This window comes from Streptomyces sp. NPDC085932 (assembly GCF_044540525.1).
In the GTDB taxonomy this organism is placed as follows: domain Bacteria; phylum Actinomycetota; class Actinomycetes; order Streptomycetales; family Streptomycetaceae; genus Streptomyces; species Streptomyces levis.
Genome location: NZ_JBITSJ010000001.1, coordinates 1,286,891 through 1,300,189, shown reverse-complemented (window position 1 = coordinate 1,300,189; position 13,299 = coordinate 1,286,891). Strand labels below are relative to the sequence as shown.

The window sequence follows — 13,299 nt, the reverse complement described above, 5'->3', positions numbered from 1 at the left end:
CCGGCAGTTCTCCGCGGTCCTCGCTAGCCGGCCTGGGGGACCGCCTGCCGTTCCGCCGCGTGGATCGGGCGGTCCGTGTGCGTCAGGGGCGTGCCCGTGCCGCCGTGCCGCGCGGCGATGATCTCCGCCGCGATGGACACCGCGGTCTCCTCGGGCGTCCGGGCGCCCAGGTCGAGGCCGATCGGGGACCTCAGCCGGGCCAGCTCGGACTCGCCGACGCCCTCCTCACGCAACCGCCGGGCGCGGTCCTCGTGGGTACGGCGCGAGCCCATGGCGCCGACGTACGCGACCGGCAGCCGCAGCGCCTCCTTCAGCAGCGGCACGTCGAACTTGGCGTCGTGCGTGAGCACGCACAGCACCGTGCGCCGGTCGGTCCGCGTGCCGCGCAGGTAGCGGTCGGGCCAGTCCACGACGATCTCGTCGGCGTCCGGGAAGCGGGCCCGGGTCGCGAAGACCGGGCGCGCGTCGCAGACCGTGACGTGGTAGCCGAGGAACTTGCCCGCGCCGACCAGCGCCGACGCGAAGTCGATCGCCCCGAAGACGATCATGCGGGGCGGCGGTACGGCCGACTCGACGAGCAGGGTGAGGCCGCCCGGGCAGTGCGACCCGTCCTCGGAGAGCTCGACCGTGCCGGTGCGGCCGGTGTCCAGCAGGGCACGGGCCTCGGCGACGGCGGTGCGGTCCAGGGCGGGGTCGCCGCCGAGACCGCCCTCGTGCGTGCCGTCCGGACGTACCAGCAGCGCCCCGCCGAGCAGCTCCGCCGGACCGCGGACCACACGGGCCAGCGCCACCGGCTCACCGCGGTCGGCGGCCGACACGGCGGCGAACGAGGCGGCGGCTCGCCCCGTGGCCCCCGAGACCCCCGAGACCCCCGAGGGCCCCGAGGGCCCCGACGCCGTTGAGGACTCCCCAGCCGCCCCCCGCGTACTCCCGTCGGCCGCCCCGGCCGCCCGCCCCGGCGTCTCCCCCGGGCGCCGCGCCGTGGGCGTCTGACCCGGGTGCCCCGCCGCGAACGGGGTGATCATGACGTCGATCGTTCCGCCGCAGGTCAGGCCCACCGCGAAGGCGTCCTCGTCGCTGTAGCCGAACCGCTCCACCCGCGTCTCGCCGTCGTCGAGGGCCTGGACGCACAGCTCGTACACCGCGCCCTCCACACAGCCCCCGGAGACCGAGCCGATCGCGGTGCCGTCGCCGGAGACGGCCAGCGCGGCGCCCGGAGGGCGCGGGGCGCTGCCGCCGACGGCGACGACCGTGGCGACGGCGAACTCCCGGCCCGCCTCGATCCATTCCCGCAGCCGGCCGGCGAGATCAAGCATCGCCGCCCGCCAGCAGGACGCGGTCGGGCCGGATCGGCAGATTCCGGTGGCGGACGCCGGTCGCGTGCCACACCGCGTTGGCGACCGCCGCCGCGGCTCCGACGATGCCGACCTCGCCGATGCCCTTGATGCCGACCGGGTCGTCCGGGTCGGGGTCGTCGACCCAGTCGGCCTCGATGTGCGGGACGTCGGCGTGCGCGGCGACGTGGTAGCCCGCGAGGTCGGCGCCGTACAGGCCACCACTGGCCCGGTCCCGGACGGCCTCCTCGTGCAGCGCCATGGACAGGCCCCAGACCATGCCGCCGACCAGTTGGTTGCGGGCGGTCAGCGGGTTGACGATGCGGCCGGCCGCGAAGACGCCCAGCATGCGGCGGACGCGCACCTCGCCGGTGGCCGGGTCCACGGCGACCTCGGCGAACTGTGCTCCGAACGCGTGCCGTTCCTTCTGTGCCAGGGCGCCGACGGCCTCGGCCGTGTTCGACCGCGCGGTGACGCCCTCGGGCGGGATGTCGGCGCCCGGCACGAGGCTCCGGCGCAGTTCGTCGGCGGCGGCCGTGACGGCCCACGCCCAGGAGCGGGTGCCCATGGAGCCGCCGGCGATGATCGCCGGCCCGAGGTCGCTGTCGCCGATCCGGACCCGGATCCGGTCCGTGGGCACCTCCAGGGCGTCGGCGGCGACCAGGGTGAGCGCGGTGCGGGCGCCGGTGCCGATGTCCGCCGCGTTGATCCGCACGGTGTAGGTGCCGTCGGCCTCGGCGGTGACGGCCGCGGTGGACGGCATGGCCGTGGTCGGGAAGGAGGCGGCCGCGGTGCCCGTGCCGAGCAGCCAGCGCCCCTCGCGGCGCACTCCGGGCCTCGGGTCGCGTCCGGCCCAGCCGAACCTGCGGGCGCCCTCCCGGAAGCAGGCGATCAGGTTGCGGCTGCCGAAGGGCAGCCCGGAAACCGGTCCCACCGCGGGTTCGTTGCGCACGCGCAGCTCGATCGGGTCGAGGCCGAGCCTCTCGGCGAGCTCGTCGAGCGCCGACTCCAGCGCGAAGGAGCCCGGGGCCTCGCCGGGAGCGCGCATCCACGTCGGCGACGGCACGTCGAGCCGCACCACGCGGCTGGCCGTGTGATGGGCGTCGGCCGCGTACATCGACCGTCCGGCCGCCGCGCTCGGTTCGACGAACTCGTACACGGCCGAGGTGAGGTTGAGCGACCGGTGCTCCAGCACCCGCAGCCGCCCGTCCGGCTCGGCGCCGAGCCGGACCCGCTGCGCCGTGGGGCTGCGGTAGCCGGCGAGCGAGAACATCTGCCGGCGGGTCATCACCACCCGCACGGGGCGCTGCAGCACCGTCGCCGCCATCACGGCGGCCACCTGGTGGGCGCGGACGCCCTTGCTGCCGAAGCCGCCGCCGACGTGCTCGGAACGCACCCGCACGGAGGCCGGGTCGAGGGAGAACAGGCCGGCGAGTTCACCGGCGACCCAGTTGGTGCCCTGGTTGGAGTCGACGAGCTCCAGCCGGCCGCCCTCCCAGCGGGCGGTCGCCGCGTGCGGCTCCATCGGGTTGTGGTGCTCCTCGGGCGTGGTGTACCGCTCGTCCACCACGACGGCGGACGCCGCGAGCCCGGCCTCCAGGTCGCCCTTCTCCACCACGGCAGGCAGGTGCCCGTCGGCCGCGTAGGCCTCGGCGTCGCGCTCGGCGGAGAAGGCGACGTCGTGCGGTTCCTGGTCGTAGTGGACGACGAGGGCCTCGGCGGCCTCCCGCGCCTGCTCGGACGTCTCGGCGACGACCAGCGCAACGGGCCAGCCGCGGTGGGCCACCCGGTCGTTCTGGAAGAGGGCGACGGTCGGGTCCGGCGGGACGCCGAGCAGGCCGACGTAGTCGGTGGTGACGCGCGGGGCGTTGTGGTGGTGCAGAACGGTGAGGACACCGGGCATCGCGAGGACGGCCTCGGTGTCCACGGAGCGGACCCGGCCGCGGGCGACGGTGGACAGCACGAGCCAGCCGTGGGCGAGGTCGGCGAAGGGGATCTCACCGGCGTAGCGGGCCGCTCCGGTCACCTTGTCGCGGCCTTCCACGCGGGTGTGCGCGGTGCCGACGGCTCCCCTGGTGGCGGTGGTCATCGGGCGGCCTCCTCGGCGAGTTCGCTCAGGACGGCCACGACGAGGTTGCGCATCAGGGTCACCTTGTATCCGTTGTGGGGCAGGGGCCTGGCGGCCGCCAGTTCGGCGTCCGCGGCCGCCGCGAAGTTCTCGGCGCTCGCCGGGGTGCCGGTCAGCGCGCGCTCGGCCGCGCGGGCCCGCCAGGGGCGGGAGGCGACGGCGCCGAAGGCCAGGCGCACGTCGTGCACGAGGCCGTCGCGCACGTCGAGGGCGGCGGCGACGGACCCGATGGCGAAGGCGTACGAGGCCCGCTCGCGCACCTTGCGGTAGCGGGAGTTGGCCGCCGTCGGGACGGGCGGCAGGGTCACGCCGGTGATCAGCGCGCCCGGCGGCAGGACGGTCTCCCGGTGCGGGGTCTCCCCCACCGGCAGGTAGAAGTCGGCCAGCGCCACCTCGCCCGGACCGTCCGCCGTCTCGTACGACACGACGGCGTCGAAGGCGGCCAGGGCCACGCCCATGTCGGAGGGGTGGGTCGCCACGCAGTGGTCGGAGGCGCCCAGGACGGCGTGGTTGTGGTGCTCGCCGGTCAGGGCGGGGCAGCCGCTGCCCGGGTCGCGCTTGTTGCAGGGCGAGCTGACGTCGGTGAAGTAGCCGCAGCGGGTGCGCTGGAGCAGGTTGCCGCCGACGGTGGCCATGTTGCGCAGCTGCCCGGAGGCGCCGGCCAGCACGGCCTGCGCCAGAGCGGGGTAGCGGCGCCGGACCTCCGGGTGGGCGGCCAGGTCGCTGTTGGTGACGGTGGCCCCGATGCGCAGGCCGCCGTCCGCGGCCGGCTCGACGCGGTCCAGGGGCAGTTCCCGGACGTCGACGAGGAGGGCGGGCCGTTCGACGCCGGTCTTCATCAGGTCGACCAGGTTGGTGCCGCCGCCCAGGAAGCGGGCCTCGGGGTCGCCGTCGAGCAGCGCGACGGCGCCGGAGACGTCGTGGGCGCGCCGGTAGCCGAACTCCCTCATGCGGCCGCTCCCTCGGACTCGGCCGCGCGGGCGACGGCCTGGACGATCGACACGTACGCGCCGCAGCGGCACAGGTTTCCGCTCATCCGTTCCCGTATCTCCTCGGGGGTGAGTGCGGGCGGCCCGGCTTCGGGCCGTACGTCGCCGGTGGCCGCGCTGGGCCAGCCGGCCGCGTGCTCCTCGATCACGGCGATGGCCGAACAGATCTGTCCCGGCGTGCAGTAGCCGCACTGGAAGCCGTCCAGGTCGAGGAACGCCTGCTGCACCGGGTGCAGCCGGTCGCCGTCGGCCACGCCCTCGATGGTGGTGATCTCGCGTCCCTCGGCCGCGACGGCCAGTTGCAGGCAGGCCACGCTGCGGCGGCCGTCGACCAGGACGGTGCAGGCACCGCACTGCCCCTGGTCACAGCCCTTCTTGGTGCCGGTCAGGTCCAGTCGTTCGCGCAGCGCGTCGAGCAGGGTGGTGCGGTGGTCGACGGTCAGCGTGTACTTCTCGCCGTTGACGGACAGGGTGAGGTCGCTGGACGTCGATGGGGGCATGGAAGCCTTCTTTCTCACATCGCGAGGTCAGGCGGGAGGGCGTACGGGTGGCGGTGCCGGTTCCCGGCCGGGCAGGATGCGGGGGCGGACCGGCCGTGACGGGGCCGGTACGGGGTGTCCGCGGGGAGGGCACGCCGGTACGATGAGACAAGCGGACAGTTGTCCGTTACCCGGAAACGTAACGGACAACTGTCCGCTTAACAAGGACGGGTTTCGGCCACCGATCGCGAGGAGGGCGAGTGCGGCAGCGGAAGGACGCTCCCTTGCGCTCGGACGCGCAGCGCAACCGCGAGCGCATCCTGGAGGTGGCCGTGGTCGAGCTGACGCGCTCGGCGGACGCGCCGCTGAGCGCCATCGCGAAGAAGGCGGGGGTCGGCCAGGGGACGTTCTACCGTCACTTCCCGAGCCGTGAGGCGCTCGTCCTGGAGATCTACCGCCACGAGATGCGGCAGGTCGCCGAGTCGGCGGCGCGACTGCTGGAGTCCCGGGAGCCGGACGGGGCACTGCGCGAGTGGATGGACCGCCTGGCCCGGTTCGCCATGACCAAGGCGGGCCTGGCCGACGCGATCCGGCAGGCCACCAGCGCGCCGGGGAAGCCGGAGAAGCCGGGACACGCTCCGGTGACCGAGGCGGCGGAGATGCTGCTGCGCGCCGCCGAGCGGGCCGGCAGCATCCGCCCCGGCATCACCGCGGACGACCTCTTCCTCGCCATCGGCGGCCTCTGGACGATCGACCCCCACGACGACTGGCAGCCCCGCGCGACCCGCCTTCTTGACCTGGTCATGGACGCGCTGAGGGTGGGAGCGCCAGGGGGGTGAGCGACGGCGGGCGTCCGGTGCCCCGGGGCGCCGTCGACCAGCTGCCGACCCCGGTGCCAAGCGCTCGCCCCGTCGCCCCCGACCCCGGTGCCAAGCGCTCGCCCCGTCGCCCCCGGCCGTGTGCGAAGCGTTCGCCCCGTCGCCCCCGGCCACGGCGCGAAGCGTTCGCGTCGCACCGCCGTACCCCGAGGGGCGAGGGGACGTCGGGGCCGTCAGGCGACCCTCGTCGGGGCCGTTTCGCGTAGTTCGCGCAGGGCCACCTCGACCGCCGGGCGGGTGTGGCCGCCGCTTCTCGTGCAGGTGAGGAGCGTGCGGTGGGGGTCGCCGGTCAGGCGCACCCGGACGAGGGGCAGGTGCGGCGGCAGGTCGGCCAGGCGCGGGACGAGGGCGACGCCCAGCCGGTGGGCGACGAGGTGGGCGGTGACATTCCAGTCGTGCGCGTGGTGCACGACCTCGGGCGTGAAACCGGCCGCGCCGCAGGCGGACAGGACCTGCGCGCGGCAGGGGCTCTGCGCCACCGGCGCGATCCACTGCTCCAGCGCGGCCTCGGCGAGGTCGGCCCGGCGCCGCCCCGCCAGCCGGTGCTCCTCGTGGACGACCAGGTCGAACGGGTCGTCCAGCAGCGGCCGTTGGTCGAACCGCGTGTCGCTCAGCGGCGGGTTGCGCGGGGTCGACTCGACGACGGCCAGGTCGGATTCGCCCTCGAAGAGCAGGTCGAAGCTCTCCGGCACGACCGCCTCGGTGATCCGGACGGACAGCCGCGGATGCCGCTCCCCCAGCGTCGCCGCCATCGGCGCCAGCAGCACCGAGACGGCCACCGGGAAGCCGGTCACGCGCAGCACCCCGGAGGGCGCCCCGTGGTCGGCCCGCAGGTCGAGTTCCGCCTGGTCCCAGCGGGCCTGGATGGCGTCCGCGTGTGCCAGCAGACTCTCCGCGGCGGAGGTGAGCCGCACTCCGCGCCCCTGTGGCTCCAGCAGGTCGACGCCCAGGTCGCGGGCGAGTTGACGGATCTGCTGGGAGGCGGCGGAGGGGGTGAAGTGCAGGGCACGGGCGGCCGCGGTGACCGTGCCGTAGTGGGCGACCGCCCTGAGGACATGCAGCCGGCGCAGGTCAATCATGAAGTCCACGCTTCACAATGCGCTGCGCGAAGTCAACCTGGACGTGAACGGACATCCGGCGCACGCTGGGGGTGTCGCGACGGTCAACCACCCCCGGTACACGAGGAGTCCAGTCATGACCAGCACCACCGGCACCCTCTGCCCGCACTGCGGCAGGCCGGACCGGAGTGAGCCGTTCCGGGTGCTGTCGCGGCACGCGACCGCGGCGGGCCGCACGGAGTGGACGCGCTGCGGATGCGGCTCGCTGCAGGTCCGGGTCGTCGACGGCGACGGCACACGCGTCGTCTCCCGCGGCCGGCCGGCGCCCGCACCGGCGCCCGCCCGGACGGGTGGCCAGCGGACCTCACCGGGCGGCCCGCCCCGGCTCCCTCCCCCTGGGGGACACTGTCGGGGCGCCCTCCCGTACGAGGATCAGGAGCCAGAGGCATGAGTGTGCAGCGGTATCCCCTGTCCGGGGTCACGGTGGTCAGCCTGGAGCAGGCGGTGGCCGCGCCCTACGCCACCCGGCAGCTCGCCGACCTCGGCGCCCGGGTGATCAAGGTGGAACGCCCCGGCGGTGGTGACTTCGCCCGCCGCTACGACACCACCGTGCACGGCCACTCCAGCTATTTCGTGTGGATCAACCGCTCCAAGGAGTCCCTCACGCTGGACCTCAAGGACCCGCGCGGCCGCGAGATCCTGCACGACCTGCTCGACGGCGCCGACGTGTTCGTGCAGAACCTCGCCCCGGGCGCCGCCGGCCGCCTCGGCCTGGACGCCGCCACCGTCACGAGCCGGCGCCCCCAGCTGATCCCGTGCACGATCAGCGGCTGGGGCACGACCGGCCCCTGGGCCGACCGCAAGGCCTACGACCTGCTCGTGCAGTGCCAGACCGGGCTGGTGTCCCTCACGGGTACCCCGGACGCCACGGCCCGGACGGGGATCTCCGTCGCCGACATCGCCGGGGGCATGTACGCGTACAGCGGCATCCTCACGGCCCTGTACACCCGCGCCGTCACGGGAGAGGCGCACCCCGTGGAGGTGTCGCTGTTCGAGGCGCTCGCGGAGTGGATGGGCCAGCCCGCCTACTACACCCGGTACGGCGGCACCCAGCCCCCGCGCCTGGGCACCTCCCACGCCACCATCGCGCCCTACGGGACCTACCCGGCCGCCGACGGCAAGGAGGTGCTGTTCTCCATCCAGAACGAGCGGGAGTGGGAGGCGCTGTGCACCGAGTTCCTCGGCCGGCCCGAACTCGTCAACGATCCGCGCTTCGCCACCGCCTCCGACCGCGTCGCCCACCGCGAGAAGCTCGACACGGTCGTGGCCGGCCGCTTCGCCCTCTCCTCGTCCGACGACGTCCTCAAGGACCTGGAGCGGATCGGCATCGCCTGCGCCGGGGTCAACGACGTCGCCGCGTTCCTGGACCACCCCGTGCTCACGGCCCGTGGCCGCCGGACCGAGATCGGCGTGCCCGGCGGCACGGTGGAGGCCCTGCTCCCGCCGGCCGACCTGGCGGGCCTGCCCGCGCGCATGGACCCCGTACCGGCCGTGGGCGAGCACACCGCAGCGATCCTGGCCGAGCTGGGCCGCACCGATGAGGAGGTGGCGGCGCTGCGCGCGGACGGCGTGGTCTGACGGGGACGGAGCCGGTTCACCGGGAGTCGGCGGCGCCCCGTGCCGACTCCTCGGGATCCCGCTGCTCCGCCTCCCGCTTCGCCGAGGCCCGCAGGCTGGTGATCGTGGTGACGGTCAGGACCAGCACGATGAAGCCGAGCGAGAAGGGGATGCCGATCTCCGGGACGTGGACGCCCGACTCGTGCAGGGCGTGCAGCACCAGTTTCACGCCGATGAAGCCCAGGATGACCGACAGGCCGTAGGAGAGGTGGACCAGCCTCTTCAGCAGGCCGCCGATGAGGAAGTACAGCTGGCGCAGGCCCATCAGGGCGAAGGCGTTGGCGGTGAAGACGATGTACGGGTCCTGGGTCAGGCCGTAGATGGCGGGGATGGAGTCGAGGGCGAACAGCACGTCGGTGGAGCCGATCGCGAGCATCACGACCAGCATCGGGGTCATGACCCGCTTGCCGTTCTCGGTGATGAACAGCTTGGTGCCGTGGTAGCGGTCCGCGACGCCGAAGCGCCGCTCCGCCGCCTTCAGCAGCTTGTTCTCCTGGTACTCCTCCTCGTGCTCCTCCTTGCGGGCGTCCTGGACCAGCTTCCAGGCGGTCCAGATCAGGAACGCGCCGAAGAGGTAGAACACCCAGGAGAAGGCGGAGATGATCGCCGCACCGGCCGCGATGAACCCGGCCCGCAGCACCAGCGCCATCACGACGCCGACCATCAGCACCCGCTGCTGGTACTGCGAGGGCACCGCGAACTTCGCCATGATCAGGACGAAGACGAAGAGGTTGTCGACGCTCAGCGACTTCTCGGTGATGTACCCGGCGAAGAACTCGCCGGCGGGCCCGCTCCCGCCGAAGTACCACAGCCCCAGTCCGAACAGCCCGGCCAGCACGATCCACACCACCGTCCAGGTGCCGGCTTCCTTCAGGGACACGTCGTGCGGCTTGCGGCCGATGAAGAAGTCGACGGCGACGAGCACGCAGAGGGCGGCCACCGTCAGCAGCCAGACGGAGAGCGAGACGTTCACGGGTCACTCCTGGTACGGGTGGGGGTGGGCCCATCGTGATTCCCGACGGCTGATTTCCGCCACTGCGGCCGGGTGAACACCTGGTCAAAGAGGCACGTGGAGCGCCTCCAGGACGTCCTGGTCCGTCAGCTGCCCGAAGTCCTCGTACCACAGGCCGACGGCCATGAACGCGGCCGGCACGTGCAGGCAGACCACCTCGTCCGCCTCGGCGCGCATCAGCCGGGCCGCCTCCGTCGAGCACACCGGCGCGGCCAGGACGACGCGTCCGGGCTCCCGACGGCGCACGAAGCGCAGCGCGGCCCGGGCCGTGGAGCCGGTCGCGAGGCCGTCGTCTACGACGATCACGGTCCGTCCCCGCAGGTCGGGCGCGGGGCGGCCCTGCCGGTACAGCCGCTCGCGGCGGCGCAGTTCCACGCGTTCCCGCTCGATGACGGGGGCCAGGGCGGCCTCGCCGATGCCGAGGTGACGCAGGGCGTCCTCGTCGAGGAGGGGCACCTCGTCCCCCGCCATCGCGCCGACGCCGAGCTCCTCCTGGAAGGGCGCGCCGATCTTGCGCACGACGAGTACGTCGAGCGGCGCGCGCAGGGCCGCTGCGACCTCGCGCGCCACGGCGACGCCGCCGCGGGGCAGCGCCAGGACGACGGGATCCGGCAGGCCTCCCTCGCGCTGCCGGGTGCGCAGTGTTTCGGCCAGTTCCCCGCCGGCCTGCCGGCGATCACGGAACCGCATGACGGTCACCTCCGCTTCCCGCACGGAGAGGTTCCCCCGGCCGGTCCGGCTCCCGCGTACCCCGGCGGCCGCCGGACGATGCGCGCGCCGCGACTCCCGCCGGGGCCGGCCCGCCGTCAGCCCGTCGTGGTCCGCAGCTGTTCGACGCACCACCGCCGGACCGTCTCAGTGACCTGGTCCAGTGCGCCGGGCTCCTCGAACAGGTGGGTCGCGCCGGGCACCACGTGAAGCGTGTGCGGGACGTGCAGCCGGCGGGCCGCCTCCTCGTTGAGCCGCAGCACGTGCCGGTCCTGGCCGCCCACGATCAGCAGCACCGGGGCACGCACGGCGGCCAGGGCCTCGCCCGCCAGGTCGGGCCGCCCGCCGCGGGAGACCACCGCCTGCACCCGGTCGGGCCGTTCGGCGGCGGCGACCAGGGCCGCGCCCGCGCCGGTGCTGGCCCCGAACAGGACCACGGGCAGGCCGCGGGTGCCGGGCCACCGGGCCAGCTCGTCGACGGCGGCGACCAGCCGGCGGCCCAGCAGCGCGATGTCGAAACGGAGTTCGGCGGTGCGCGCGTCCTGCCGGTCCTCCTCCTCGGTGAGCAGGTCGATGAGCAGGGTGCCGAGCCGGGCGGTGCGCAGGCCGGCGGCGACCTCGCGGTTGCGGGGACTGTGCCGGGAGCTGCCGCTGCCGTGCGCGAACAGCACCACCGCGCGGGCGGCCGGCGGCACGGTCAGATCGCCGGTGAGGGCCGCGCCCCCGGCGGGCACGGTGACCGTCTCGGAGTTCATCGGGAGCCTCCTCTCCCCCGGGTCCCGTGGTACCCACGCCGCGGCGGACGTCCCATGGCGCGATGTGTGGGGTGCCCGTCGTTGACGCCGCGCTGCGGGCCGGTGGAGCGTGGAGGGGTGAGTGATCGCCGTGTCGTCTTCGTCGTCTTCGACGGTTTCCAGCCGCTCGATCTCACCGGCCCGCACGAGGTGTTCGACGGGGCGGGCGGCTACGCCTGCCAGGTCGTCGCGCCGCGGGCGGGGCCGGTGCCGTCGGCGAGCGGGCTGCTCGTGCACGCGGCGCACGGCGTGACGGACCTCGATCCGGCCGGGATGGACACGCTCGTCGTGGTCGGCGGCCGGGGCGTGGACCACGCCCGCCGGGACGAGGCACTGGTCGCCTGGGTCGCTGCCGCGGCGGCCGGTGCCCGACGGGTCGCCTCGGTGTGCAGCGGCGTGTTCCTGCTGGCGGCCGCGGGGCTGCTGGAGGGACGCCGGGTCACCACGCACTGGGCCCGCGCGGAGCAGCTGGCCCGGGAGCACCCCGGGGTGCGGGTGGACTGCGACCCGATCTTCCTCCGGGACGGGCCGGTGTGGACGTCGGCCGGGGTGACCGCCGGGATGGACCTGGCGCTCGCGCTGGTGGAGGACGACCTGGGCCGGGACGTCGCGCACGCGGTGGCGCGCCGGCTGGTGCTGTTCCTGCGCCGGCCGGGCGGCCAGTCGCAGTTCAGCGTGGCGCTGTGGTCGCGGCAGCCCGCGACCGACCCGGTACGGGCCGCCGTGGCCGCGATCCACGCCGACCCGGGTGCCCGGCACGACATCGCCGGGCTCGCCGCGCGCGCCGGGCTGAGTCCGCGCCACCTCCAGCGCCGGTTCACCGCCGAGCTGGGCGTGCCGCCCGCCGCGTACGTCGAGCGGGTGCGCGTCGAGGCGGCCCGGCGCGCCCTGACGGAGGGGGACGAACCGGTGGAGGCGATCGCCCGGGGCTGCGGCTTCGCGACCGCCGAGACCCTCCGCCGCACCTTCCACCGCCGGCTCGGTGTCGCGCCGTCGGACTACCGCGCCCGGTTCCGCTCCACGGTGGCGCCCACCGGCGCCCCTCCCCTCCCGGAAGAAGGACGATCCGTATGACGACCTACGGCCTGCTGGTCTTCGAGGAAGCCGAGGAGCTGGACTTCGTCGGCCCCTGGGAGGTCTTCACCGTCTCCGCGCGGCTGCGCGAGGGGGCCGACCGGGCGGTGCTCCTCGCCGAGCACCCGGGCCCCGTGCGCTGCAACAAGGGCCTGCGCGTGCTGCCCGACCACACGCTGGACGACCATCCGCCGCTAAACGTGCTGCACGTGCCGGGCGGCCGGGGCGCCCGGGAGACACAGGTGCACAACCCGGTGGTGACCGGCTGGATCGCGGAGACCGCCCGTCGGTCCGCATGGGTGCACGGGGTGTGCACCGGCACGTTCCTGCTTCATGCGGCGGGGCCGGCCCGCGGGCGCCGGGTGGCGACCCACCGCAGCCACGAGGACGCCCTTCAGGCGCGCGGCGACGTGACGGTGGTCCGCGACGCCCGCTACGTGGTCGACGGCGGCCTGGTCACCAGCCAGGGCGTCTCGGCCGGTATCGACAGCGCCCTGTGGCTGGTCGGCCGGCTGCACGGCCGGGACCACGCGCGGGCGGTGCGCCGCTCCATCCAGTACGACCCGGCCCCGCCCTACCTGGCGGACGAACCTCTCTGACGCACCGGCCGCGACCGGGCGCCGCATGGGATCGCGACCTTCGGGCAGGCGATGTTCATGGGCGGTGACACGGGAGACGGCGGGCAGGGACGGCAGCCGGGCGACAGCGGGCACCGGGCGGTGCCGCACCCGGGCGACATCCGGATCGAGGCCTGGGCGGCGTGCCGGGAGCACTGTCTGGCGGAAGCCGTCCTGGCGATGGTGGAGTGCTTCGCGGACCTCTCCGGGGTGCGGCCCACGGCCGTGGACCGGGTGCGGCTGGGCGCGGCCAGCGACGACGACCTGCTCGCCGCGCTGCTGGACGAGGTCATCTTCCGGCTGGAGGCCTACGGCCAGGTGCCCGTCGACGTGGAGGCGGACGAGGCCGACGGCGGCCTCGACGTCCGGCTCGCGGTCACCGCTGTCGAGGACGTCGAGATCACCGGGGCGGTCCCGAGGGCGGTGGCGTGGGAGGAACTGCGGATCGGACCCGATCCGTACGGCTGGTCGTGCGCGGTGCGGGTCGACGCCTGAGCCACCGCCCGCGGTGCGGCGGCAGCCCGCCGTGCAGGAAACAGCCGTGGGCCGGG

General features: G+C 74.7%; 13 protein-coding genes and 1 pseudogene. 6 read left to right on the top strand and 8 right to left on the bottom strand.

The genetic code is table 11. The annotated features are described in order from the left end of the window. Positions 1-23: 23 nt before the first annotated feature. From ACIGAQ_RS05350 to ACIGAQ_RS05335, 4 genes are read right to left on the bottom strand one after another with little or no spacing between them, the layout of a single operon-like run. Positions 24-1,316, bottom strand: a complete 1,293-nt coding sequence (locus tag ACIGAQ_RS05350) for an XdhC family protein (protein ID WP_399779298.1) — start codon at positions 1,314-1,316, stop codon at positions 24-26. Next, positions 1,309-3,423: a xanthine dehydrogenase family protein molybdopterin-binding subunit gene (locus tag ACIGAQ_RS05345; RefSeq protein ID WP_399779296.1), complete on the bottom strand. Its 2,115-nt coding sequence runs from the start codon at positions 3,421-3,423 to the stop codon at positions 1,309-1,311. Before ACIGAQ_RS05345 ends, ACIGAQ_RS05350 begins: the two co-directional genes overlap by 8 nt. Then, the gene (locus ACIGAQ_RS05340) at positions 3,420-4,412 is read right to left on the bottom strand and encodes a xanthine dehydrogenase family protein subunit M (RefSeq protein WP_311684486.1); all 993 of its coding nucleotides are present in this window, start codon (positions 4,410-4,412) and stop codon (positions 3,420-3,422) included. Before ACIGAQ_RS05340 ends, ACIGAQ_RS05345 begins: the two co-directional genes overlap by 4 nt. Beyond that, a complete protein-coding gene (locus ACIGAQ_RS05335; RefSeq protein ID WP_311684484.1) occupies positions 4,409-4,951 on the bottom strand; it encodes a 2Fe-2S iron-sulfur cluster-binding protein in 543 nt (180 codons plus the stop codon). The genes ACIGAQ_RS05340 and ACIGAQ_RS05335 overlap by 4 nt, the downstream gene beginning before the upstream one ends. A gap of 239 nt (positions 4,952-5,190) precedes the next feature. Between ACIGAQ_RS05335 and ACIGAQ_RS05330 the strand changes: the two genes are divergently transcribed. Further along, positions 5,191-5,769 (top strand): TetR/AcrR family transcriptional regulator, encoded by a 579-nt coding sequence (locus ACIGAQ_RS05330; RefSeq protein WP_399779293.1) that lies wholly within the window; start codon positions 5,191-5,193, stop codon positions 5,767-5,769. 212 nt (positions 5,770-5,981) lie between these two features. On the opposite strand, the gene ACIGAQ_RS05325 is transcribed toward ACIGAQ_RS05330, so the two are convergent. Then, positions 5,982-6,887, bottom strand: coding sequence for a LysR family transcriptional regulator (locus ACIGAQ_RS05325; RefSeq protein WP_399779291.1), 906 nt, complete (start codon positions 6,885-6,887; stop codon positions 5,982-5,984). A 115-nt stretch (positions 6,888-7,002) separates the two neighbouring features. On the opposite strand from ACIGAQ_RS05325, the pseudogene ACIGAQ_RS05320 reads away from it, so the two are divergent. Further along, positions 7,003-7,203, top strand: a pseudogene (locus ACIGAQ_RS05320) (hypothetical protein); the annotation flags it as partial. A gap of 110 nt (positions 7,204-7,313) precedes the next feature. Next, positions 7,314-8,504 carry a CaiB/BaiF CoA transferase family protein gene (locus tag ACIGAQ_RS05315; RefSeq protein WP_399779289.1) on the top strand — a complete coding sequence of 397 codons (1,191 nt, stop codon included), beginning with the start codon at positions 7,314-7,316 and terminating at the stop codon, positions 8,502-8,504. A 16-nt stretch (positions 8,505-8,520) separates the two neighbouring features. Here the strand turns inward: ACIGAQ_RS05315 and ACIGAQ_RS05310 are convergent, their stop codons facing one another. From ACIGAQ_RS05310 to ACIGAQ_RS05300, 3 genes are all read right to left on the bottom strand, one after another. Beyond that, positions 8,521-9,516, bottom strand: a complete 996-nt coding sequence (locus tag ACIGAQ_RS05310) for a TerC family protein (RefSeq protein WP_399779287.1) — start codon at positions 9,514-9,516, stop codon at positions 8,521-8,523. An 84-nt stretch (positions 9,517-9,600) separates the two neighbouring features. Continuing rightward, the gene (locus ACIGAQ_RS05305) at positions 9,601-10,245 is read right to left on the bottom strand and encodes a phosphoribosyltransferase family protein (RefSeq protein ID WP_311684474.1); all 645 of its coding nucleotides are present in this window, start codon (positions 10,243-10,245) and stop codon (positions 9,601-9,603) included. 116 nt (positions 10,246-10,361) lie between these two features. After that, complete coding sequence (locus tag ACIGAQ_RS05300; protein ID WP_311684472.1) at positions 10,362-11,018, bottom strand: alpha/beta family hydrolase; 657 nt, start codon at positions 11,016-11,018, stop codon at positions 10,362-10,364. Positions 11,019-11,135: 117 nt separating this feature from the next. On the opposite strand from ACIGAQ_RS05300, the gene ACIGAQ_RS05295 reads away from it, so the two are divergent. Genes ACIGAQ_RS05295 through ACIGAQ_RS05285 form a run of 3 tightly spaced genes read left to right on the top strand, consistent with a single transcriptional unit; the run spans position 11,136 to position 13,243 of the window. Beyond that, positions 11,136-12,131: a DJ-1/PfpI family protein gene (locus tag ACIGAQ_RS05295; protein WP_311684470.1), complete on the top strand. Its 996-nt coding sequence runs from the start codon at positions 11,136-11,138 to the stop codon at positions 12,129-12,131. Beyond that, complete coding sequence (locus ACIGAQ_RS05290) at positions 12,128-12,730, top strand: DJ-1/PfpI family protein (protein ID WP_399779285.1); 603 nt, start codon at positions 12,128-12,130, stop codon at positions 12,728-12,730. Before ACIGAQ_RS05295 ends, ACIGAQ_RS05290 begins: the two co-directional genes overlap by 4 nt. A gap of 57 nt (positions 12,731-12,787) precedes the next feature. After that, positions 12,788-13,243: an archease gene (locus ACIGAQ_RS05285; RefSeq protein ID WP_311684466.1), complete on the top strand. Its 456-nt coding sequence runs from the start codon at positions 12,788-12,790 to the stop codon at positions 13,241-13,243. Positions 13,244-13,299 lie beyond the last annotated feature (56 nt).

Excerpts from the sequence above, each read along its gene's own strand:
- ACIGAQ_RS05305 (WP_311684474.1), bottom strand. The coding sequence starts at position 10,245 with ATGCGGTTCCGTGATCGCCGGCAGGCCGGCGGGGAACTGGCCGAAACA.
- ACIGAQ_RS05325 (WP_399779291.1), bottom strand. The coding sequence starts at position 6,887 with ATGATTGACCTGCGCCGGCTGCATGTCCTCAGGGCGGTCGCCCACTAC.
- ACIGAQ_RS05285 (WP_311684466.1), top strand. The coding sequence starts at position 12,788 with ATGGGCGGTGACACGGGAGACGGCGGGCAGGGACGGCAGCCGGGCGAC.
- ACIGAQ_RS05290 (WP_399779285.1), top strand. The coding sequence starts at position 12,128 with ATGACGACCTACGGCCTGCTGGTCTTCGAGGAAGCCGAGGAGCTGGAC.
- ACIGAQ_RS05300 (WP_311684472.1), bottom strand. The coding sequence starts at position 11,018 with ATGAACTCCGAGACGGTCACCGTGCCCGCCGGGGGCGCGGCCCTCACC.
- ACIGAQ_RS05315 (WP_399779289.1), top strand. The coding sequence starts at position 7,314 with ATGAGTGTGCAGCGGTATCCCCTGTCCGGGGTCACGGTGGTCAGCCTG.
- ACIGAQ_RS05350 (WP_399779298.1), bottom strand. The coding sequence starts at position 1,316 with ATGCTTGATCTCGCCGGCCGGCTGCGGGAATGGATCGAGGCGGGCCGG.
- ACIGAQ_RS05335 (WP_311684484.1), bottom strand. The coding sequence starts at position 4,951 with ATGCCCCCATCGACGTCCAGCGACCTCACCCTGTCCGTCAACGGCGAG.
- ACIGAQ_RS05340 (WP_311684486.1), bottom strand. The coding sequence starts at position 4,412 with ATGAGGGAGTTCGGCTACCGGCGCGCCCACGACGTCTCCGGCGCCGTC.
- ACIGAQ_RS05345 (WP_399779296.1), bottom strand. The coding sequence starts at position 3,423 with ATGACCACCGCCACCAGGGGAGCCGTCGGCACCGCGCACACCCGCGTG.